General features: G+C 62.5%; 16 protein-coding genes. 10 read left to right on the top strand and 6 right to left on the bottom strand.

Annotated elements, in window-relative coordinates:
* The first annotated feature begins 15 nt into the window (after positions 1–15).
* The 3 genes from IRI77_RS13520 (at position 16) to IRI77_RS13510 (ending at position 6,163) form a co-directional block, all read left to right on the top strand.
* Positions 16–1,629, top strand: coding sequence for a right-handed parallel beta-helix repeat-containing protein (locus IRI77_RS13520; protein ID WP_194452576.1), 1,614 nt, complete (start codon positions 16–18; stop codon positions 1,627–1,629).
* 342 nt (positions 1,630–1,971) lie between these two features.
* Positions 1,972–4,518 (top strand): AMP-binding protein, encoded by a 2,547-nt coding sequence (locus IRI77_RS13515; RefSeq protein WP_194452575.1) that lies wholly within the window; start codon positions 1,972–1,974, stop codon positions 4,516–4,518.
* Between the two features lie 67 nt (positions 4,519–4,585).
* Positions 4,586–6,163 (top strand): tannase/feruloyl esterase family alpha/beta hydrolase, encoded by a 1,578-nt coding sequence (locus IRI77_RS13510; protein WP_194452574.1) that lies wholly within the window; start codon positions 4,586–4,588, stop codon positions 6,161–6,163.
* A 24-nt stretch (positions 6,164–6,187) separates the two neighbouring features.
* Here the strand turns inward: IRI77_RS13510 and IRI77_RS13505 are convergent, their stop codons facing one another.
* On the bottom strand, positions 6,188–7,096 hold the full coding sequence (locus IRI77_RS13505) for a 3-keto-disaccharide hydrolase (RefSeq protein ID WP_194452573.1): 909 nt from the start codon (positions 7,094–7,096) through the stop codon (positions 6,188–6,190).
* A gap of 547 nt (positions 7,097–7,643) precedes the next feature.
* Between IRI77_RS13505 and IRI77_RS13500 the strand changes: the two genes are divergently transcribed.
* Together IRI77_RS13500 and IRI77_RS13495 are read left to right on the top strand one after the other, a co-directional pair.
* Positions 7,644–10,961, top strand: coding sequence for a TonB-dependent receptor (locus tag IRI77_RS13500; RefSeq protein ID WP_194452572.1), 3,318 nt, complete (start codon positions 7,644–7,646; stop codon positions 10,959–10,961).
* A 284-nt stretch (positions 10,962–11,245) separates the two neighbouring features.
* Complete coding sequence (locus IRI77_RS13495; RefSeq protein ID WP_194452571.1) at positions 11,246–12,886, top strand: carboxylesterase/lipase family protein; 1,641 nt, start codon at positions 11,246–11,248, stop codon at positions 12,884–12,886.
* 45 nt (positions 12,887–12,931) lie between these two features.
* Here the strand turns inward: IRI77_RS13495 and IRI77_RS13490 are convergent, their stop codons facing one another.
* The gene (locus IRI77_RS13490) at positions 12,932–14,023 is read right to left on the bottom strand and encodes an alkene reductase (protein WP_228486724.1); all 1,092 of its coding nucleotides are present in this window, start codon (positions 14,021–14,023) and stop codon (positions 12,932–12,934) included.
* A 235-nt stretch (positions 14,024–14,258) separates the two neighbouring features.
* On the opposite strand from IRI77_RS13490, the gene IRI77_RS13485 reads away from it, so the two are divergent.
* Entirely contained in the window at positions 14,259–14,969 is a 711-nt protein-coding gene (locus IRI77_RS13485) for a low molecular weight phosphatase family protein (RefSeq protein WP_194452569.1), read from the top strand.
* Positions 14,970–14,985: 16 nt separating this feature from the next.
* Here IRI77_RS13485 and IRI77_RS13480 read toward each other — a convergent pair whose 3' ends face one another.
* On the bottom strand, positions 14,986–15,255 hold the full coding sequence (locus IRI77_RS13480) for a hypothetical protein (protein ID WP_194452568.1): 270 nt from the start codon (positions 15,253–15,255) through the stop codon (positions 14,986–14,988).
* A gap of 170 nt (positions 15,256–15,425) precedes the next feature.
* Between IRI77_RS13480 and IRI77_RS13475 the strand changes: the two genes are divergently transcribed.
* The 4 genes from IRI77_RS13475 to IRI77_RS13460 all read left to right on the top strand — a co-directional run bounded on the left by IRI77_RS13475 (position 15,426) and on the right by IRI77_RS13460 (position 17,979).
* Complete coding sequence (locus tag IRI77_RS13475) at positions 15,426–15,965, top strand: RNA polymerase sigma factor (protein ID WP_194452567.1); 540 nt, start codon at positions 15,426–15,428, stop codon at positions 15,963–15,965.
* On the top strand, positions 15,962–16,555 hold the full coding sequence (locus IRI77_RS13470) for a hypothetical protein (protein ID WP_194452566.1): 594 nt from the start codon (positions 15,962–15,964) through the stop codon (positions 16,553–16,555). The genes IRI77_RS13475 and IRI77_RS13470 overlap by 4 nt, the downstream gene beginning before the upstream one ends.
* A 76-nt stretch (positions 16,556–16,631) precedes the next feature.
* Positions 16,632–16,832, top strand: a complete 201-nt coding sequence (locus IRI77_RS13465; protein WP_194452565.1) for a hypothetical protein — start codon at positions 16,632–16,634, stop codon at positions 16,830–16,832.
* Positions 16,833–17,046: 214 nt separating this feature from the next.
* Positions 17,047–17,979, top strand: coding sequence for an SMP-30/gluconolactonase/LRE family protein (locus tag IRI77_RS13460; RefSeq protein WP_194452564.1), 933 nt, complete (start codon positions 17,047–17,049; stop codon positions 17,977–17,979).
* Between the two features lie 68 nt (positions 17,980–18,047).
* Here the strand turns inward: IRI77_RS13460 and egtD are convergent, their stop codons facing one another.
* From egtD to IRI77_RS13445, 3 genes are read right to left on the bottom strand one after another with little or no spacing between them, the layout of a single operon-like run.
* On the bottom strand, positions 18,048–19,013 hold the full coding sequence (egtD, locus tag IRI77_RS13455; protein ID WP_194452563.1) for an L-histidine N(alpha)-methyltransferase: 966 nt from the start codon (positions 19,011–19,013) through the stop codon (positions 18,048–18,050).
* 6 nt (positions 19,014–19,019) lie between these two features.
* A complete protein-coding gene (locus IRI77_RS13450) occupies positions 19,020–20,273 on the bottom strand; it encodes an SUMF1/EgtB/PvdO family nonheme iron enzyme (RefSeq protein ID WP_194452562.1) in 1,254 nt (417 codons plus the stop codon).
* Positions 20,274–20,275: 2 nt separating this feature from the next.
* A complete protein-coding gene (locus tag IRI77_RS13445) occupies positions 20,276–21,676 on the bottom strand; it encodes an FAD-containing oxidoreductase (RefSeq protein WP_194452561.1) in 1,401 nt (466 codons plus the stop codon).
* Between the last annotated feature and the right edge of the window lie 2 nt (positions 21,677–21,678).

The raw sequence follows: 21,678 nt of genomic DNA, 5'->3' as shown, positions 1-21,678 counted from the left end.
TTGAAGGAGTGAACAGTGGCGACCTTGGAAGATCGTGTTGGTTCGACGGACAGACGCTCTTTTCTTAGAGACGCGACAGCCGGTGTCGTCTCGTCCGCCCTGGGATTCATCGACACCGCAGCGGCGGCTCCCGCCGGCCGCAAGTTCCACGTCGCCGCGGGCGGCGATGACTCGGCCAGCGGCTTGTCTCCGAAGAAGCCGTGGAAGAGCTTGGAGCGAGTGAGTCGGGAGACCTTCCAGCCCGGCGACGCGGTTCTGCTGAGGTCCGGCGACGCCTGGAAGGGGCGGCTCCAGTTGCACGGCTCCGGAGCCGAGAATAAGCCCATTGTTCTGGGGCGTTACGGCAGTGGTCCGCTGCCTGTCATTGACATGGGCGCAGTGGAAGGCGCAGCCGTGCTGCTGGAGAACCGGAGTTGGTGGCAGATCTCCGGGATCGAGGTGACCAGCGGTGCTCCGGCGGTTCCCAGGATCGGCCGGCAGGGGATTGTTGCGTTGGTGACTGGAGAAGGCACCTGCTCAAACATCGTGATCCGCGGCTGCTTCATCCACGATGTCTGGGGCACATTGGGCGGCGGCGGGCCGTTGGATATGTACAACAGCTCCGCAATCTTTGCCGGCCGTCGGCAGACTGACCGGCACCGCACCGGCTCCGTGGAGAACCTGCTCATCGAAGGGAACCGCATCGAGCGGGTTGACCGCTGCGGCATCATCGTCTGGCGTGGGGGCAAGGGTGTGGTGATCCGCCAGAATCGCATGGAGAATCTCGGCGGCGACGGCATCTTTCCCGAGGGTTGCGATGGCGTCCTGGTGGAGCGCAATATCGTAACACGTTCCTGCCTGCGCACTGGCGATCCGGATCTCACCCTGGCGGACAAGCGCTACAATCCGCACTCGGCCGCCATCTGGCTGCAGAACTGTACCGGCGGCATTATGCAGTTCAACGAGGTCTACGATACCGGCCGCTGCAAAGGGAACGGCGACGGCGAGGCGTATGACTTCGACTTCGGTTGCCGCGACTGCATTCTGCAGTACAACTACAGCCGCAACAATTACGGACTGCTGCTGATCATGCAGCGGACTTCAGGCAATATCGCGCGCTACAACATCAGTGAGAACGATCAGACGCACCTGCTGGCGCTGCGTTCCAACCTCGACGACGGCAACCTGATTCACAACAATGTCTTCTATGTCGATCACGGAACGGTCGAGATCGAGATGATGGACAACCCGCAGATCAGGGACAAGACCAAAGCCGGCGTGCCGCTGCGCAACAACATCTTCTACGCCGCCGGGCAGGGACGGTTCAAGGTGCTCTACCTCGCGCCCACGCAGCCTGACCTCAATCCGGGCGACAACCGCCTCTTCCTCGAAAACTGCTACTTCGGTCCCTGGGTGGGCGCCGGCCCCAATGATTCCAACCTGCCCGGCAAGACGCAAGATCCTCTCTTTGTCGCGCCCGGCCGGGGGGGCATCGGACTCGACAGCCTGGAGGGCTATCAGCTTCGGGCCGATTCACCGTGCCTGGGGCGCGGTGCCGCGATCGCAAATAGCGGCGGCCGCGACTTCTGGGGCAATTCACTGCCGGCCGGCGCCCTGGATATAGGGGCGTTCCAGCATCGGACGAGGTAGCCGGCGCACGCCTGATGCTGCACTCGATTGTCCAGGCCAGCGGGGAGAAGACTCGGATTTCGGCCCTCCTTGTGTTCACGACCCTGGGGTGTTCGCACATCGTCCTGGCCGGCGGCGAAAGCCTCCAAATACAGGCTCTCCCCAGCCGGATAGCCCGCATCAGGGTGCACTCATCCACATAAGTGGATCCCGGCCTCTTCGCTTTGTAACGTTTGTCACAGATATGCTTAACTTGGTTTTTGCCTCTGGAATCAGTTCGATACCGTGTGAGGGACGTGGCGCGCCCGGCGGATTGAGGAGTCTCCGCTGCATCCGTAGCATCGGGGAGGTGACAAAGCGAGAATGGGCATCCTTGACGAATTGACGCGGTGGGCAGCGGCGTCGCCGGAGACGCCCGCTTTGCTGTCCCCCGGACGCGACCCTGTGAGCCGTGCCGAACTGGTGGCGGCCACGAGAACCATCGCGAAGTATCTCGCCGATGCCGGCGTCAAGCATGGCGACGTCGTGGCGATGGTCCTGCCGGACGGGGTCGATCTCGTGCTGGCTTTTGCCGGAATCACCTCTGTGGCCGCGTGCGCGCCACTGAACCCCGCCTCCTCCCGGGCGGAGTTTGAATTCTCGCTTGGTGAACTGCGGCCCCGTGCGTTGGTTGTGGACAGTCGCGACAGCGCCGCCGCCGCAGTGGCGGCTGTGATGGGCCTGCGGGTGATTGAGTTTCCGGAACTTCCGGCGGTGGACGCGCGCGTACCGGCGCTCGACTCGCCTGGGAGCAGCGATGTCGCCGTGGTGATCTTCACGTCGGCGACGACAGACCGCGCCAAGGGCGTTCCGCTGACGCACGGCAATCTGGCGGCAATGCTCGCCAGTACGCAGCGGGCGCTGGCATTGAGCGAGAACGACCGGTTCCTCAGCATGATGCCGCTGTTCCACCTGCAGGGACTCATTAGTACGTTGTCGCAGTTGCTGGCCGGCGGAAGCATCGTGTTTCTCGGTGGATTGGAAGCGGGCCGGCTCGGGGCGTGTATCCGCGAATACTTGCCGACGTGGTACACAGCAGGGCCGGCGCTGCACGGCGCGATCCTCTCCGCGGGATCTGTCGAAGCGGGCCGCCTGCGGTTCGTCCGTTCCATTGGTGCGCGCATGGCGCCTCAGTTGATGGCGGATGTCGAGAAGGCCCTGGGCGTGCCTGTGCTCGAGGGCTACGGACTGACAGAAACAGGCCTGGTGACAAGCAATGCGTGCCCGCCGGGACAGCGCAAGCCCGGATCGGTCGGCAGGAGTTGCGGTCCGGAGGTCGCGATTCTGGGTTCCGATGGAACGTGGCTGGGGCCTCAGCAGGAGGGTGAGATCGCCGTGCGGGGCCCTTCTGTCATGCGGGGCTACCGTGAGGATGAAGCGGCGACGCGCAGAGCCTTCCAGGACGGTTGGTTTCTCACTGGCGACCTGGGGCACTTGGACGAAGAGGGTTTCCTCTACGTCACGGGCCGCATCAAGGAGATGATCAACCGCGGCGGCGAAAAGGTGCTGCCGGCGGAAGTGGAAGATGTGTTGCTGGCGCATCCGTCTGTGAAGAAGGCCGCGGCTTTCGGGCGGCCGCATCCCACGCTTGGCGAGGACGTCGCTGCTGCGGTGGTGCTGCACAAAGGGGCCCGGGCGAACGAGTGGGAATTGCGCAGCCACGCCGCGGGACACCTGACGGCTTTCAAAGTGCCCCGTCGGATCTTCTTCGTCGAGGCCATCCCCGTCGGCGCGACGGGCAAGGTGCGGCGCGCCGATCTGGCAAGGGATCTGTCCACTCGCATCGCACACCACCAGGCGCCGCGCTCCAGCCTGGAGAGATCGATTGCGGGTATCTGGCGCAAGGTGCTGAATGTGGAGCGAGTGGGCGTTCACGACGACTTCTTCGATCTGGGCGGCGACTCGTTTGCGGTCACCCTCATGATGGCGGAGCTCGAAGCGGAATTCGGCCCCGCCGCCACGGCCCTGGATACCTCCACTTTCTTTGAGACGCCCGAAATCGCGACCCTTGCCAGCCTGTTGGAGGGAGAGACCGCCGCTCCATTCCGGAAGCAGAACGTGCTCAGGCAGCCGCTGCTGGCACTGCAGAGGCATGGTGGCCGCACTCCTTTCTATTGCGTGCCGGGTGCGGATGAGAACCCTTACTACTTCAGGGAACTGGCGCAGGAGCATGGCGAGGAGCAGCCCTTCTACATCGTCAGGGATCCGCGGCCGATGGAAGACCGCTCCGCCTACACCGTTGAGGAGATGGCGGCACGCTTTGTGGATCAGATCCGCGCCGTTCAGGTGGACGGTCCTTACCTGCTCGGCGGACATTGCTTTGGTGGGATTGTCGCTTACGAGATGGCGCGTCAACTGGTGGCGCAAGGGCACAGGGTCGACAGGCTTGTGCTGTTTGAGACGCCCGCTCCGGGCTATCCCAAGGTGCTGCGCCACTGGAAGGGTTACGGCCGGCAAGCCATGGCCGTCTTAAAGGGCGAACGTCAAGTCGGGTTCCAGGAGTTGCAGTCGCACGCCCGCGTCCTGCTCGGCCTGTGCCGGAAGAGAGCCTTTTCCATGGGGCGGCGCGTGGCTGTCCTCGCTCCCCTGGCGCATTCCAGTGCGCGCGACGAGCATCCCAACTGGAAGGCGGGGCGCGAATACCGGCTGAAGCCGCTGCACTGCGATGTGCTGCAATTGGTGTCCGCCGAGGAGGAGCACAGCACGACGGTGCTGGATGATCCGCTGACGGCCTGGCGGGAGTTCGTTCGCGGAAAGTTCGAAGTGGCGGCCACTTCGGGCAAAGCCGACCGGATTTTCCGGCAGCCTCATGTCCGGGTTCTCGCCCGGCGGATGCGGGCTGCGCTGGATGGCGTACTCGTCCACCCTTAGCGGCTCCGGTCAGCCTGCCCCGGCGGGTTGCGAACGCCGGCATGGGATAGACTCGAAACTTCCCGTGATGCGAAAGACTATTTCGAAACTCAAGCCGCTGTTTCCTCTCTTCTGCGCCGCCGCGCTGTCGGCCCAGGTTGTACCCCTAAGGGATTGGCCGGTGCCCGCCCCCACTGGTAAGCCGGCCATCCTGTGTGCGGACCTGCGAAGCCTGACCAACTTCGAGTACTCCGTAGTGAGCGCGACCGTGGTCGACGCCAGCACCGCGGCACCTGAGCACTGTCAGGTGCGGATCTTCATCCAGCCGGCTCTGAACATCGAGGTCAAACTGCCCACCGCATGGAACGGGCGTCTCTACATGTTCGGCAACGGTGGCTGGGCGGGGGAATCCTTTGAATCCCCTGGGCGCCTGACGACAGCCGCGCGGGGCCTGAAGGCCGGGTTTGTTACCGCCTCGACAGACACGGGGCACTCGGCCGCGGCGGAGCCCGGCGCCAGCTTCGCGCTCAACCGGCAGGAGTTGCTCGACTACGGCTTCCGGTCGCTGCATCTGACCGCGGAGCTAGCGAAGCTGATGGCCAGGACGTTCTATGGAGAAGCGCCCCGCAAGTCTTACTACGAAGGCTGCTCGCAGGGCGGGCGTCAGGGACTCACACTCGCGCAGCGCTTCCCCAACGACTTCGATGGCATCATCGCCGGTGCTCCCGGTTTGTTCCAGACAGCCACTCATCTCTCTCGCGCTTACTGGATGCAGGGGATGAACGCCAACCCGTTCCCGGCCTCGAAACTCGGGCTGCTGGCCCAGGTGGTCTACGACAAGTGCGATGCCCGGGATGGCCTGAAGGATGGGCTCATCGAAGATCCGCGGCGTTGCGATTTCAAACCTGCTCGGGATCTGCCCCGCTGCGCCGCCGGAGTCGACGGTGCCGATTGCGTCACAGCGGATCAGGTGAAGTCGCTGGAACGGATCTACAGCGACGTCATGAGCCATGGAAAGCGATTCTTTCCCGGATGGCCGGTAGGCCCGGAAGTGGCCGGGCCCAACGGGCAGAGTGGCTGGATCGGGCAGGAGATACCCGGTTCGAACGGCCCGGGCGCCTGGACCTCTTACGGCTACAACTTCCTGCGCTACGTCGCGCCGGCCGTTCTAGGGGGCAAAGTCGACGACAATCCGGCGGAGGCATTTCGCCTGTTTGACATCGATAGCGCGCCGCCGCAGGTGGAGGAATTGCGTCAGGTCATCGACGCCAACGATCCGGATCTGACCGCCTTCCGCAAGCACGGCGGCAAGCTGCTCATGTACTTCGGCTGGGCCGACCCGCAGTTGAACCCCCTGATGGGTGTCGAATACTACGAGCGCGTGCTTGCCGCCATGGGCGACTCCACCACCGACTTCTTCCGGCTCTTCATGGTGCCTGGAATGTTTCACTGCGGCGGCGGCGTGGGCACCAGCCAGTTCGACGCAACCACCCCGCTGCTCAATTGGGTGGAGCAGGCCAAGGCACCCACCCGCATCGAAGCAGCCAGGGTAGTGCAGGGGAATCCGGTGCGCACCCGGCCGTTGTGCGCCTACCCGCAGGTCGCCAGGTACAAAGGCAGCGGCAGCATCGACGAGGCGGCGAACTTCACTTGCGTCCAGCCCTGACCTTCCAGGGCGCCGCGATGCTCCCTAATCAAATTTCCGCAGCCAGATATTCCTTACGGAGATCTTGCATGGCTGGCTTTCGATCTCGAAGCCGATCAGCCCGGGTTGGTTGTTGACTGAGTCCTTCGTGTCATCAATGAACACAGCCATCAATTGGCCGTTCATGATGTGCATCATCACTCCGCCGCGGGCGATGATCTGGTAGTCGTTCCATTCGTTCACCTTCACATATCCGCCCAGGGCCTGGCGGTCGCCGATGTTCGCGACCAGCCGGTTGGTCTGGCCCGGCAGTGCCTGCGTGACCTGGCCTCGATACGCGAGGATGCCCTGCATCGTGTTCTCCGAGTACCATTGCCCGGTGTACTCCGACGTGCGCGCGGTCACCGGAAACCAGAAATCCGCCTGCGGTCCGGTCATCATGAACTTGAGGTCGTAAGGCGGCTGTCCCTGCGGCTGCGGCCGTGTCCAGGGTATTCCCGTTACACTGCGGTATTGAATCCCGCCTCCGCCGCCCTTCTCGATCTTCATCTGGAGCTTCAGGTCAAAGTCGCGAGGCTTGTCGCCTTTGTAGACGATGTAGTTGTTTCCCTTCGGCTTGCCTTCCAGTGTTTCGCCAATCATCACGCCGTTCTCCACACGCCAGATGCCGGGGTCGGCATCCCATCCCTGGAAGCTGCTCCCATCAAAGATCTGGTGGTACCCGGTGTGCTCGTTAATGTCATAGGGCGCCGGCTCGTGAAACTTGGGCATGCCGATGTACTTCTCGCCATTGGGGCCCGTCTGGGGCGGACGCACCCCAGGGGACTCCAATGCTGGTGGTACGGATTGGCCGGATAACCCAGCGGGGAGCCCCGCCAGGCAGAGGGTAAGGGCGGCGCCCAGGGAGAGCCTGGGACGAACGAGGCGGGCGACGAGGCCACGGGATGCTGTCATGAGATTGCGCGCCTTTCGGTGAGAACGTTTCCAGATCAATAGGAGTCTATCCCAATCCTGCCCGGGACCCGCCGGCTCCCTGCAACCGGGGGTGGATTGATCAATCGATAGCAACCGGTAAGAGTGAACCCCTGCGGTTGGGTTCCCGCTGGCGTGGGCGAATGCCACATCGCCCATGGCTTCGCCGATCCCGCTCCTCTCGAAAGATTGGCCATTGAGTCTTGCCTGGCCGAATTCATGTAAGCGCTTATTTTTGTTAATTCCGCATTGCGGAATACACACTCAGTGCCGTTGATGTCTGTCCCACGCTTGACGCGCGATCTTTTACTGATTTATCAGTCAGTTGTAGCGATTCCTGGGGTGACATATCGCCGGTCTCTTCATCACACTGGCATGACAATGAGATGTAGGTGCATACTGAGCCAGTTTTGCTGCAAAGGGTCTGATCCCGATCCTTGCGCATGTACGAATAGAAATGCAGGTCGGAATGGAAACTCGCACCCTCGACAGAGTGAGTCTCCTTCCAGCCCGCCGGAAGGGTTCTACCATGTCGTCACCATGCCTTCGCTCACTGCGCAAAGTTGCGCCACTCCTCCTCCTGTCGATCACCGGCCTCGCCGCCTTTGGTCAGGGCTTCGGCACCATTGTCGGTACAGTTACTGACCCCACGGGTGCCGTTGTTCCCTCCGCCAAAATTCGCATCACCGACGAAGCCACAGCCAACTCACGCGAAACCAATACCAACGACCAGGGCTACTACGTCGTGCCTGCCCTTCGGCCCGCGCTCTATACCATCACGGTCGAATCTTCCGGTTTTGCCAACCTCACCCGCAAAGCCATCCAACTGCAGGCGGACCAGAACCTCACCGTCAATCTTCCGCTTTCCGTTCAGCAGGCGGTGGAAAGCGTCAACGTCAGTGCCGAATCGATCCAGGTCGATACCACCAGCGCCACCGCCAACGCTGTCGTAGACCAGCGCCGCGTTGTGGATCTGCCGCTCAACGGCCGCAATGCCGCCTCCCTCCTGCTCGTCGTGCCTGGCGCCATCCCTGCGCCCGCCAACGACGTTGACCAGGGCAATACGAAGACCTTCCCGTCTGTTGTCACGGTGTCCACCAACGGCAGCCGCCAGAACCAGATCTCCTTCCGTCTCGACGGCTCCTACAACAACGACATCTACACCAACGTCAACCAGCCCTTCCCCTTCCCGGACGCCCTGCAGGAGTTCTCCGTGCAGACCTCGAACTACGCCGCCAAGTTTGGAGGCAATGCCGGCGGCGTCGTCAACGTTGTCACGAAGTCAGGAACCAATGAGTTCCACGGCAGCGGCTTCGAATTTGTCCGCAATGCCGAATTCAACGCCCGCAATTTCTTCGCCGCCAAGCGCGACCTGCTCAAGCGCAACCAGTTCGGCGGCACCGTCGGCGGACCCATCACGATTCCTGGCGTCTATAACGGTAAGAACAGAGACTTCTTCTTCTTCGGTTATCAGGGCACCCTCATCCGCAACGTCGGCAACACGTCAAACGCCTACGTGCCCCTCACCCAGAACACCACAGGAGACTTCTCCAATGTCCTGAGTGCCACTGACCCGGCCAACCCGTTCTCCAAAGCGACCACCGTCCTCGATCCCACCACGGGCACCCCATTCGCCGGCAACATTATCCCCACCAGCCGCCTCGACCCCGCTGCTGTGAAGTTCATGAAGTACATTCCGGTCCAGGGCTCCGGCAATGGCCGCATCTTCTACTCCACTCCGCTCGCGCAGAACTTCAACGAGTTCCTCACTCGCGGCGACCACACGTTCAGCGAGAAAGATCGCCTCAGCGCCCGCTACTTCTACGACAAGTTCAGCAACAAGAGCTTCCTGGAGCAGGCGAACTATCTCGCCAACTCGAATTACTCAACCATCATCAGCCAGAACGCTTTGATCAGCGAGACGCACATGTTCTCGCCTTCGGTCATCAATGAGTTCCGCGCCTCCTTCTCCCGTGAGACTTCGATCCGCGGCCCGTCGCTCGACACCATCAACCTGGCCGACCTCGGCGTGAATATCTGGCAGCCCACCATTAAGGCGCTCAACGGCATCTCCGTCTCCGGTTTCTTCAGCCAGGGACAAACGGATCCCGCCTCGTTCATTCGCAACCAGTACAACCTCAGCAACGACGTGAGCTGGATCCGCGGCAAGCACAACATCGCCTTCGGCGGCGCTGCCATTCGCGGCCAGGTCCTGCTGCGCAACCTGTTCCGCACCTCCGGATCCTTCAGCTTCACCGCGGATAACACCAACGACGCGCTGGCCAGTTTCATGCTGGGCTACGTCCGCACCTTCGCGCAGGGTTACGGCGAGTACAAGGACAATCAGCTGTACTCCTACAGCCTCTATATCCAGGACGACTACCATGCCAGCCAGCGCCTCACCGTCAACATGGGACTGCGCTGGGAGCCCTTCTTCCCGTGGCACGAAATGCAGAACCGCATGGAGCAGTTCTCGCCCGCTGACTACATCGCCAACAAGCACTCCTCCGTCTACACCAACGCCCCGGCCGGCCTCCTCTTCCCTGGCGATTCGGGCATGCCCTTCTGGGGTCAGAAGTCCAACCTCAAGTACTTCTCCCCCCGCGCCGGCTTCGCCTATGCCCTCACCTCTGACAACAAGACCAGCCTCCGCGGCGGAATCGGCATGTTCTACGATGCGCTCCAGCCCGGCGTCTATAACAACCGCTTCGTCGACGTCACACCCTTCAGCCCCCAGATCAGTCTGACCCAGCCCCAGGGCTCCTTCTCCAACCCGTACAAGGGCATCACCAACCCCTATCCAGCCGCTTGGCCGCCCCCCAAGGACGTCGCCTTCCCCGGTCCGGTGCTGGTGATCTCCTACGATCCGGCCAATGGCGGCAAGGCCGTCGCGCCGGTCATCTACAACTGGAACCTCATCGTCGAACGCCAGCTCGCGGATGCGTGGGTCGGCCGTGTGGCGTACGTCGGATCTCACGGCTCCCATCTCGGCGAAGCCATCGAGATGAATCCCGCGGTTTATACTGCCGGCAGCAAGCTGTCAGCCGACGCCCGCCGCCTGTTCCAGCCCTACGGCTCCATCAGCCAGGCCTCGTTTGACGAGAACTCCAGCTTCAACTCATTCCAGACCACCCTGCAGAAACACTACTCCAAGGGCTTCACCACGATGGTGAATTACACCTGGTCCAAGTCCATCGACAGCACCCCTGCCAACATGGGCATCACGGGTGTTGCCCAGGGCAGCAACTCGCCCGTCCCGTGGTACATGACCGGCCGCCACCAGTTCGATCGCGGCCTGTCGGAGTTCGACCACCGTCACCGGTTTGTCGCCTCTTATGTCTACGATGTGCCGAAGCTCGCCGGTTCCAATATGTTTGTCCGCACGGCCCTGGGCGGCTGGCAGCTCTCCGGCATCGTCACCGTTCAGACCGGCGGCCCGCTCACGCTCCTCGCAGGCAAGGACCAGTCCCAGACCGGCATCGGCAGCGACCGCGCCAATTACCTCGGCGGCGACTCCTACGGCTCCAATGCCTGCACCGGTTCCGGCACCTGCGTCTCCTACCTCAATCCCGCTGCCTTCGGCCTCCCCGTCACCGGCAACTGGGGCAATATGGGCAAGGGTGCCCTCCACGGGCCCAAGCTCGTCAATTGGGACGCCGGCATCTTCAAGGACTTCCCCCTCGGCTCTGAGCGCTACCACCTTCAGTTCCGCGCGGAGTTCTTCAATGTCTTCAATCACGCCAACTTCAACAACCCGAACGTGACCCAGAGCGCCGGCGGCTTCGGCACCATCACCAGCGCCCAGGATCCCCGCATCGGCCAGTTGGCCCTGAAGATCCTGTTCTAGTCCTGCTTTGTGATCCCTCGATAGGGCCGGCCGAGCTCTCAACGGGCACGGCCGGCCCTTTCCCCTTTCCCCTTTCGCCTTCCCAATCTTCTCCCCGGTGGACACGTCTTCCTGCGATCCATCCCGTCTCCGGGACAAGAATCAGATTCGCCTGGGAACCCCGATTCCGCTCCTGCCCCAATCGCCCGGCTGAGCGGATATCCTTGTCTTTCATCCACAGCGGTCCGGTTCACTTCAGCCGGTCTGCATGTGCGAAAGGACCAGGACTCTTGAACCGACGAATCGTGCGAACTGCAGCCGGCCTCTTCCTCTTCACGCTCGCCGCCTTGTCCAACCCGACTTCTCCGGCTGCGGCCGAAGCACCGGTCGCCAGCGTGACTGGCGGCTCGATCCGCGGCCTGCTCGATTCCTCATTGCCCGGAGGAGGCGTGTTCAAAGGCATCCCGTTCGCCCGGCCGCCTGTGAAAGATCTCCGCTGGCGTGAGCCACAGCCCGTTCAGCCGTGGAAGGGCGTCCGCGACGCCAACCGGGTGTCCGCTTCCTGCATCCAGCCTGCGCTTGGCAACGGGCGTTTCCTCAAGCCGCTGGCCGAGCGGTACGGCACGCAATACAACCACACGCCCATCACGATCTCCGAGGATTGCCTTTACCTCAACGTCTGGGCGCCCCAGTGGCCGGCCAGGAACCCGGCTCCGGTCATGGTCTGGATTCACGGTGGTTCAAACACAATCGGCAGCGGCGGCGAGAACGGCTACGACGGCGCTGCCCTGGCTCGCAAAGGCGTCGTGGTCGTCACTCTCAACTACCGCCTCGGTGTGCTTGGCTTCTTTGCTCATCCGGAGCTCACTCGCGAGTCACCCCATCACGCCTCCGGAAACTACGGCCTGCTCGATCAGCTAGCGGCGCTGCAGTGGGTCCGGCAGAACATCGCTCAGTTTGGTGGTGATCCCAAGCGCGTCACCGTCTTCGGCGAATCAGCCGGTTCCATCAACGCGGGGCTTCTACTTTGCTCCCCGCTGTCGGTGGGCCTGTTCCAGCGGGTCATTCTGGAGAGTGGTCCGGTACTCAGCCTGGCCCATCACCCGGTCGCGCGGGAGAAGGGTGAGCTGTTCGGTGAGAGCGTGGCCCGTTCCCTCGGCGCCCCCGCCAATCTTCAGAAGCTGCGCGACTCGTCTCCTGACAGTGTGGTCAATGCGGCTCGCGAGGCGGCAACCCATGCAGCGGATCCGGGGTTCGTATTGGATGGATGGTGCCTGCGCGAGCCTCCGGCGAAGATATTTGCCGAGGGCCGTCAATTGCCGGTGGATCTGATGATCGGCAACAACGGCCGGGAGATGAGCGTCTTTCGAGGCCCGTCTTCCTCAGGGAGTGCGAATCGCGGCCTGGCCGGCGACTCGGTCAAGGAAACCATCCGCATCTTTTACGCAGGCTCTGCGTCGGTTGTGACCGGGCTCTTCGTGATCAACAACGTCCTGGGCCGGACGGAGTCCGCCGATAGCTGGATCAATGACGTCGTCTGCGCCTGCCCGGCCATGGCGATGTCGTTGCTGAATGCCGGCACCGGTCACCCTGCCTACGTCTATCAGTTCCTGCGTTCCATACCCGGCAAGGGAGAGAAGACGCTGGGTTCCTTCCACAGCCTCGAACTGCCTTACGTCTTCGGCGCATTCCGCAAAGCGGCCTGGAACTGGCTTCCCTTTGAGCCGGTCGATTACGCTTTGGGCGAATCCATCATGGATTATTGGACGAACTTCGCCAAGACCGGGAACCCGAATGGACCCAAACTCCCCAACTGGCCGGCCTTCGATGCCGGCAGTCAGGCTTCGATGGAGTTCACTCGGCTGGGCCAGGTCCAGGCGCGGGCCAAGAGCCGGCCCGCGTTCTGCGACCTGGACGTGAAGGGGCTCAGGGCACGGCTAAAATGACCGGTCCCTGTCCCGTCTCAACTTGCATTCGCGCGTGTGCCCGCCCTACTCTGCGCTGAGCACCGGATAGTCCGTGTAGCCGTGGTCGTCCCCGCCGTAGAAAGTTCGAACGTCCCAGGGAGTCAATGGCGCGTCAATCTTAAATCTCTCGACCAGATCGGGATTGGAGATGAAGGGCCGGCCGTAGGCGATGATGTCGGCCCGCCCGGCCGCGATTGCTGCTACTCCTGATGCCTTGGTGAAACCGCCCACGGCCATCAGCGTCCCGCTGTAAACTGAGCGAATGAGATCGATGGGATTGAAAGACGGAGGCGTGCCCCGGGCGTAGCCACTGTCGTAGCCTACGTGAAGATACGCCAGCCCGTACGAGTTCAGGCGCTGCGCGAGATAAGTATATGTTTGCGCGGGATCTTCGTCGTACGTGTCATTCACGGTGAAGCCCGGTGCGATCTTGATGCCCACCTGGTTCGCGCCCCTCACCCCGCAGAGTGCGTCCATGATTTCCATCGTGAAGCGGGTCCGGCCTTCCAGTGAGCCGCCATAGCCATCGGTCCGATGGTTCGACCCCGTGACTTGGAACTGGTTAGGCAGGTAGCCCGTCGCCGCATGCAGTTCCACACCGTCGAAACCAGCCGCGATGGACAACTCTGCTGCCAGGCGATACTCTTCGACGACTACAGGGATCTCCCCGGTTTCCAGCGCCCGCGGCGTTTCGAACGGAAACTTTCCGTCGAAGGCGTGGATCTCTCCGTAGATGGGGATGGCCGATGGAGCCACCGGGAGCGCGTGATCCGGTAGCAGCGACGAGTGGGAAACACGCCCCGCATGCATCAACTGAACGAAAATGCGCCCCCCGGCATCGTGGACCGCATCCGTTACCTTTCGCCAGCCGGCTGCCTGTTCCTCGGTGTGCAGCCCGGGAGGATAGGTGTAGCCGCGTCCCATCGGGCTGGGATGCGTCCCTTCGGTAACGATCAGCCCCGCCGCCGCCCGCTGCGCATAATAGCGGACCATGCGTTCACTAGGCGAGCAGTCCTCCTCGGCCCGGATCCGTGTCATGGGCGACATGACAATCCGGTTTGGCAATTCCAGCTCACCGATCACAATCGGCGAAAACAGTCCCTTTTGCTCAGGCACCGTAGATCTATTCCCCCGCGCGGCGCTCCCGTGTTCGAATTGCACAACACAGGGTGGCCTTGGCCCAACGTCCGCAACTACCATCCTGTCATGGCAGGTAGCCTCAGTCCTACCGGCCGGCCTCCGTATGTCAGGCCTCCGGTTCTGCGAGCGCGGGCAAGACTCTTCGAACGGGACCGGTTCCTTCGAAGGAATCAACGGGGGCAGGGAAGAAACAGCTAGAATCGGGTCGAATATGCGTGCCTTCCCGTTAGCGGCAGCCTGGCTGATTTCGGCCGCGGCCATCACCGCTCAGCCGGTCCCGGATCGCCACGCTGCTGCGCGCTTCCTGGGCCGTCCGGTGACGATCACGGAACCTGCGCTGGACGCCGATGGGTTCTTCCCCAAAGGGCCGGCCTCTCTCTGCCTGGAGGGCCCCCCGCGGCGCCAATGCTACAAAGCCGAGGAGGAATTTGGGCGATTTCCCCGGGCCGAGATCGTGGAAATCAGCAGGGGCACTTCGGCGCTGCTATTCTCGGTGGCCAGCGGCGGAGTAAGCGGATGGCGTGTCCACTTCGCGCTTCTGCGCCCCGGACCGGACGAAACACTGGAAGACCTCTTTCTGTCGGATACGACCGTATCCAACCAGAGCGAGCACAAATTCATCCGGCAACCCGGCATCTCGGCTTCTCCGATCTTCGTCACCGCCGACTATGTTCTCGGAATGGATGAAGGCCACTACGGCGAGCATCGTTACATAATCTCGGCGTACCTTTGGCGCCGGTCTCTAGAGCACAACGGCTCCTTCTACACTCTGGCGGACCGCTTCATGACAGTCAGGAAGTACGAGTCAATAGACCAGCCTGACGTAATTGAGCGGGAACGAAGGGAGATCCTCGCCAGGCTGCGGCGCGTGGTCGGCGCCCGGTCCCCTCGGCCTAAGCCTCGACCACCTGTTGCGCGGTAACCCGGCGCCCAGGGCGTCAGTTCACTTCCGTGTCCCGCGCCTGGATCGTACCCGGCAGTGCGGTGTGGCGTGAGTCAGGCTGATCTCGGTCCAGATCGTTGGCGCCGCGAGCGTCCAACCGGTCTCCATTCACCCTCAGCTTCACGTTCGGTGGATGCTTCGCCTTGGTCGGCTCCCGCACGCCCGCGGCCAGGCTCGAAATGTCGGTCAGAACCAGCACGCGGGGCTTCACGGCGGGATAAGCGGCGGCTGTAAACGCCATCGCCAGCATCACTCGTTTGAACACCGTTTCAATCTATCAACTCCCGGCGCATTTTAGCCGGATACTCGCGGCGATGCAGCTCATCGCCGGTAAGGCGTGAGATCCGGCCAGTTAGCTCATGGCCAGGTGCGGTAAGGAATGGGCCACGGTAAGGCCGCTGCTCCGCAAGCGCGTGAGTTTGTAAGATTCGGCCATTGTCAGCGACTATGATTCAGGCGAAGGCGCAATGGAAGTTGGCGTTGGGCGGAATGTCTGAGTTTCACGAGATTGTCGACCACCACGCATCCATGGTGCGGCGCATCGCGTCAGTCTATGAACGCGATCCCGGCCGCATCGAGGACCTCATGCAGGACATCTGGTTCGCTGTCTGGCGGGCCTTGCCGCTGCTGAGGAACCAGGCCACCATCAGGGGATTCATTGCCCGAATCGCCCAGAATGTATGTGTTACCCATGTCCGCCGCGCCGTCGCACGGCCTGCTCAGGCTCTTACGGACACTTTCCCTGATCCGGCCATGCCTGTTCACGACGCGATGGCACAGTCCGCTCGCGTCAATCGTCTCCTGGAGGCGGTGCGGGCGTTGCCGGACAGTCTCAAAGCGGTCGCAACCCTTTATCTCGAGGAGATGCCGATCAGGGAGATTGCCGTCGCCCTGGGCATCAGCGAAGGCAATGTCTCAGTCCGGCTCCATCGCGTCAAATCGGCCATCAGGCTCAGCATGGGAGATCCTTTATGACCCCTCAAACCCCCAGCGATCCGCTAATTGCCCTTTGGCAAACTACTCCAGCGGCCGATACCAGCCATCTGCTATCGGAACTCGAGCGCCTGAAGCATCTGCACCTGCGGTTGCGCCGGACCCTCGTGGCGATCCTGTGCGCTTTCGATATCCTGCTGATCTTCGAAGAAGCTACCGGGCGTCTTTCGTCCTATGGAATTCTCAGCGCGTTGTGGACGCTCGGGCTTGCCCTTGGCGTTATCTACCGTCGCCGCCAGCAGAATAGTCTCGCCAGTCTGGTAACGCGGGACATGGTCAGCCTGCTCAGGCAGATGATTGTGCGTGCGAAGCGCGATCTCTTCCTCGCGCGATGCCTTTACGTGGGCGCACCCCTCGGGGCAATCATCGCCTACCTGGCGGCGAAGGCGGCAGGCCTCGGCGCATCGTCGCAGGCAAGTGTGGTCAGCCCGCGGCTTCATGCCCTGCAGACGGGGGCAGGTGTGGCGGCGATTTTGGCCATGATGCTCGCTGGTCTCCTGCTGGAGCGAGCGCGGCGTGCCCAGGTTCAGCACCTCGGCAGCAAGCTGCAGGCAATCATGGGCGAAATGTAAGATTCGGGACCTTCGCGCGACTGGAGCAATGACGCCCGCCGAATGCGATAGGCGATCCAACTGACGGAAGGTGAACATGCCCAGACGATTCGATTCGAACATCATCACCGCTCTCTGTACGGCCTGCGCGATGATCGCGTACGCCTACTACCACACCTACATCGCCGTGCCCGCCACCGCCTTCTGGGTCGCCGCGGCGATCATTAGCCTGCTGCCGGTGGGCTACCGCCTCGTCTTCCGGAAAGCCTGCAGGAACAGGACGCCGGCGGCTGGATGAACTCACCCCTGAGGCGGTGTGCGGCAGGTGGCTATCATACGGTGACCATCACAAGTGGAGGGCGACTCGATCCTGCCGCCGGACCGTTCATCCGGAACTTGCCAACGCCCTGCGGGAAGAACCGAGCCGGTCCGGTTACCCACCGGCTGTATCAACTGCGCCACCACGCACAATTTCAGCATCGCCGGCGCGAATGCCATGGAATACTGTGTCCATGCTTCGCACCGTCCCGCTCGCACTCCTGGCTCTCGTCTCGATTGCGCGTGTGTACCCGCAGGACACCCGGTCCACAACTCCCATTGATGGCCGCGGTGCCGGCGCGATCCTCACACCCGGCGAGCAGTGGGTGCTGCTAGGCCAGGGCTATCAGCTCACCGCGGATTCCGCCGTGGACAACAGCGGCAATGTCTACTTCACCGACTCCTACCGCAATCGGATCATGAAGGTCGATCCCGCCGGCAGGATCACCACCTGGAAGGAGAACAGCAACGGCGCGCATGGCATTGCCTTTGGCCCGGACGGCCGCCTCTACGCCGGCCAGCACGATCGCAAAAGAGTCGTGGCCTTCTCGCCCGGCGGCGAGGAGTCGGTGCTTGCGGAAGGGGTCCAGTCGCACCACCTCACGGTCACCGCTCGGAATGACATCTACCTCAGCCAGCCTCCCGCCCACATGGTGTGGTTGGTAAAGCCGGATGGGCGTAAGCGTGTTGTTCACGAAGGCATGGAGTGGCCGCGCGGAGTGCGTGCTTCCAATACCCAGCCGCTTCTCGCAATTGCGGATTCGCGCACCCCCTGGGTCTGGCTCTTTCAGATAGGCGGCGATGGCTCCCTGCTCAACCCGAAACAGTTCTGCGGCCTGGAGGCCGGAGACGCAACCTCCGGGATCGATTCCGGCGGCATGACATTTGACTCGCAAGGCTATTTGTACGTCGCGACACAGCAGGGTGTGCAGGTATGCGATCCACAAGGCCGGGTCAGCGCAATCCTTCGGCCTCCGGGTACCGGCGGCCTCACCAATGTCTTCTTTGGAGGCACCGGATTTCAGTGGCTCTACGTAACCGAAGTGGACAGAATCTACCGGCGCCCGGCCAGGCGCCGAGGCGTCCCGTTACCAACTGCCCCAGGCGGCCAGCCCCCTGGACGTTAGCTTTCGACCCTGGCGGGCGAATCGCCGCCAGCCTCACCCTCGATCCAATTCGCTCTGTTTCCTGCTGTTCATTCGGCCAAAAACAGGCTCTCGGCGAAGGGCCACGCTTCATCCACCCACTGGGCCTCGACGCGGAATCCGGAAGCAGCCGCGAGACGCGCAATCTCGGGACGAGTGTACTTGTGGCACGTCTCCGTCCAGATGGTCTCGCCCTCCTCAAATGTGGTCGCAATCCCGCTGTGCCGCACACTGACCAGTTGCCGCTGCTTGGACACGATGTGCATCTCGATGCTCGACGTTGCTTCGTTGAATCGCGCCAGATGCTCGAACTGGCGCAGCTCGAAGTTTCCCTCCAGCTCGCGATTAATGCGCGAGAGCAGGTTGAGATTGAAGGCTGCCGTGACCCCAAGTGAGTCGTTGTACGCGTCCAGCATCAGGTCGGCTCGTTTGACCAGGTCCGTTCCGAGCAGCAGCGAATCACCGGGTCGCAGAGTACCTCGAACCTCCCGCAGAAACCTTGCATCGGCGCCTGTATCGAAATTGCCAATCGTGCTGCCGAGGAATAGAACCAGCATGTGCGCGCCCGCGGGCCGCGCCGCGGCCACGGACCTCAGGCCGTCCAGGTACTCCCGTTCGATGCCCACGATGCTCAGGCAGTCGATGTCATCCAGCTCCGCTGCACAAGAGGCAAGTGCCTTAGGTGAGATCTCAATCGGGTAGTACGAAACCGGCCCACGCTTGCACAAGGCGCCCAGAATCTGGCGCGTCTTCCGTCCGCTGCCGCTGCCGAGCTCGGAGACCAGCACCGGATGCGGAATGCGGCTCACAATCTCCTGGGTATGCCGGGAGAGAACTCGCTCATCCGCGCGCGTCAGGCCATACTCCGGCAGCAGGCAGATCGCCTCAAACAGCGCGGAACCTAACGCGTCGTAGAAGTACTTCGACGGCAGCTCCTTCCGCGGCTTGGCGAGTCCGCTCCGGACGTCGGTAGCAAACTGCTCCAGCGGGGCAACGGCGGTCGCTGTGGCTGCCATGGCGAATCAGTCCTCCACTCTCACGCAGCGGAAACCCGCGTAGACGTATTGATAATGCGGTTGGAACCAGTTGCGGAAACTTCCGCGCAGCATGCAGGCGGCCGTTCTTTCGCTGCCGCCCTTCAACACAAAGTGCTGGCCGTCGAAGAAATCCGACGAGTACCCCGGATAGAACGGAAATGCCCGAAATCCGGGCAATGGCGCAAACGATGTGGACGTCCACTCCCACCCGTTGGCGAAAAGGCCTTCGACTCCGAATTCGCTGGATCCACAGACCTGCACCGGTGAAGGATCCCAGATGTCGCGCTGCGGATCCGCATGCTGCTGGGCCGGACCTTCAGCGGCGCGATGCCATTCCGCTTCTGTCGGCAATCGCTTGCCTGCCCACCGGGCGTAGGCGCTCGCCTCGGCGTGGCTGACATAGACGGGCCAGTCCAGCGGCAGCGGCAACTCATCGAACATCGACCGGTAAACCCACCGGCCGCCGCGATTCAACCAGAATGCGGGATGCTTGATGCCGTGCTCCGACTTCCAGGCCCAATCCGCATCCGGCCAGAGCCCGCGGTCGTCATATCCGCCCTCTGTCAGAAACCGCAGGAACTGTCCATTGCTCACTTTGTACTTGTCGACACGGAACGCGGGCACTGGCGCGCGGCATTCCTCAAACTCGTTGCACCAGCCGAAAACACCGGATTCCCTGCGCAGCCCCAACACGGCCTGGCCCTCGGGAATCTCCACCGATGCCGGTGTCCACTCACCGCCGTTCAGCACGCGGCGCACGGCCCGGCGCGCCTTCTTTTCGAAGGGCATCTGGTGGAACATGTAGGCCAGCGTCTCGGCGTGCATCAGCCGGTGCTCGATGGCGACATTCAGCAGCAGTTCCGGATTCGGTACGCGGTGGATGGCTTCATTGAGCGCCCGTCTGGCCCGGTTTCTGTATCCGGCCACCTGCTCCGGTCGCGGCCAATCGCCCGGCGCATCCGAAGGCAGCCTGCCGTCAATTGGATCGATGCCGAAGGCGAAAAGGCGATCCAGTTCCGGTTCGCTGCTGGCTAGGCCGCACGGCCCGCTCAGCAGGTTCCAGTCGAACGCCTCGAGGTGGCCGTGGTAGAAAACAATCCGGTGGCGCTCGGGAATGGGCCGGTCATACAGCGCCTCGGGCAGCACGATGTCAAGGAGCGCATCCGTCTCCTCTCTCGCCTCGTGCAGCCGGCCAATTAGTGTCGTGCGGTCATGGGCAACAGCTTCCTGGGTTGCCATGGTTAGGTGGTTTTCTCGAGTGGTTTCAGTTCGCCCAACACTGTTGGGATGAGTTCGGAGACGGTGGGATGAATGTGCATCGCCCGCTGCAGCACCGTATACGGGGCCTTCGCGTACATCACATCCAGAATGCAGTGGATTGCTTCGTCGCCTTCGACGCCGAGAATAGCCGCGCCGAGAATCATCTTCGTTTCGGCGTCGACCGTGACCCGCATGAAGCCCTGTGTTTCACCCTTCTCATTGGCCCGCCCAACCCGTGTCATCGGGCGCGCTCCAACCAGGGCAGGGCGTCCTGAGCTCAGGATCTCTGACTCAGTCATTCCGGCACGCCCCAGTGGCGGATCAATGTAGAGTGCGTAAGCCGTAATGCGGTCTGATACACGCCGCGGATCGTGGTCCAGCAGGTTCGCCGCCACGATCTCAAAGTCGTTGTAGGACGTATGCGTAAACGCGCCTCGTCCATTGCAATCGCCCATCGCCCATACGCCGGGTACGCTGGTTTGCAGTTGGTCGTCGACTTCGATGTAGCCTCGCCGGTTGCGCCGGATGCCCGTATTCTCCAGGCCCAGGTCGTCCGTATTGGGCTGCCGTCCCACCGCCAGCAGCAGGTGGGATCCGTGCACCGTGTTGTCGCCGGAGCCGCAGTTCACCCGGACTTCCACGCCCTCGGCCGTCTTCGCCACCGCGATGCAATCCGCGTTCAGGCGGACCTCGATCTGTTCGTTTTCCAGGATCGTCCGGATCGCATCGCAAACCGCCGGATCTTCCCGGGCGATCAGCCGCGCGCCACGCTCCACAATCGTCACCTTGCTGCCAAACCGCCGGTACATCTGCGCGAACTCGAGGCCGATGTAACTGCCCCCGATAATGACGAGATGCGGCGGCAGGAAGTCGACGTCCATCATCGACGAGTTGGTGAGATACGGCACCTGGTCCAGGCCGGAAATGGCCGGCACCGTGGCCCGTCCTCCGGTATTGATGTAGATCCGCTCAGCGGTCAGGACAGCGTCGCCCACCTGTACTTCACGGTCGGACAGGAATCGCGCATGTCCTTCGTATACCGTGCAGTTGGGCGTATTTTTGAGCCTGTGTTCGAGGCCTGTTCGTGACGCCCCGGAGACCTGGTCCTTGCGCGCTTTCACGCGCTTCATATCGACGCTGATTGAGCCGTCGATCATCACCCCGAAGTCGGCCGCACGGCGCGCAATGTAGGCAGCCCGTGCGCTGGCGACGAGGGTTTTGGTGGGAATGCACCCTGTGTTGACACACGTGCCTCCGAACTTGGCACGCTCGATGATGGCGACCTTCTGTCCCGCGCCCGCTAACTTCGCGGCGAGAGACGGTCCCGCCTGCCCAGTTCCGATCACGATCGCGCTGTACTGCCCCGTAACAGCCCGGTCCATGC

The organism is Paludibaculum fermentans (genome assembly GCF_015277775.1).
GTDB classification, from domain to species: domain Bacteria; phylum Acidobacteriota; class Terriglobia; order Bryobacterales; family Bryobacteraceae; genus Paludibaculum; species Paludibaculum fermentans.
The sequence above is the reverse complement of the archived record's forward strand: the minus strand, read 5'-3'. Positions and strand labels throughout refer to the sequence as shown.